The sequence below is a fragment of the Bacillus sp. LR--39 genome (assembly GCF_053613335.1).
The window spans coordinates 1-1,118 of sequence record NZ_JBSIOT010000297.1 but is presented as its reverse complement, the minus strand read 5'-3'; the positions used below and the strand labels follow the sequence as shown (position 1 = coordinate 1,118).

Here is a 1,118-nt window from a genome sequence, read left to right as displayed (position 1 = left end):
CAGGCTTCATGACCTGAAAGCGGGAAGCATCCTTTTCCACCCAGGAAACAGACTGAGGAATGCTTTGCTCCTCCTGCCTTTGTAAATCGGAATAAAACATATAGATGACACCTGTAGCTGTTAGTATGACCGCTGTAATGACAGAGGTTAAAAACAGCATGCGTGCATGATCCTTCAGCCTGAATATCATGTTGGAACGCACAATGATATTCGTGCCTTTGTAGAAGCTGTGTTTCTTTCGGTACAGCATGCGGAAAAACGCCACACTGCTTTGTGTAAAAAAGAAATACGTGCCAACTAACACTAAAATCAAAATTGGAAATACCCGAAACATCATGTCAATGGCATTGGCTGTTGCAGATAGATAATAACCACTGCCAAGACATAGCAAAGACAATACAGTGAGCCATTTCGAATAAACCGGCAAACTTTTCGGCTTTTTGGCCGATTTAATCAGTTCAATGATTTCCAGCTTCCGAATCCGTCCCAGTGATAAAATGAGCAGCGTCTGAAACAGGATGAGAAAGCCGGCAATTGTCATCACAAACGCTTTCGGCACAATGGCAAACGAAATCGGCACCTTCACGCTGAGCATCCATGTCATGATCATAAAAAACAGTTTTGAAAATAACAGGCCTGCTCCAATGCCGGCCGCAATCGCCGCAAGAGAAATAAGTGACTGCTCATAATAAATCATCTTGCGAAGCTGCTGCTTTGATGTGCCAAACAGTGTCAGCAGCCCAAACTCTTTCTTTCTTGCCTGCAAAAACGCTGAATTGGAATATGTGATGAAAAATATACAAAACACAATGATGACGACAAGAGCTGCGCTCAAGCATGTTTTGACAAGGCTTCCGCCATATATATTGTCTTCATTGACATCAGGATGAAAAATAAATGATGTGAAGACAAAAAACACCGAAACGGCAAACACACAGCTTAAAAAGTAGGCCACATACCGTTGCAGATTCCCAAGAATGTTTTTACGGGCGATAGTTCTCAAATTCATGAAAATCGCCTCCCAACACACTCAAGGTATCCAATATACTTTGATAAAACACCTGCCTGTTTGTTCCTCTGTGAATCTCTGAAAAGAAACGTCCGTCTTTAATAAAAAC

General features: G+C 41.9%; 2 pseudogenes. Both read right to left on the bottom strand.

The window, feature by feature from the left end:
• A pseudogene (gene psdB / locus ACWHAR_RS22665) lies at positions 1-1,009 on the bottom strand (lantibiotic ABC transporter permease PsdB); the annotation flags it as partial.
• A pseudogene (locus ACWHAR_RS22660) lies at positions 984-1,118 on the bottom strand (bacitracin ABC transporter ATP-binding protein); the annotation flags it as partial. The pseudogenes psdB and ACWHAR_RS22660, both read right to left, overlap by 26 nt.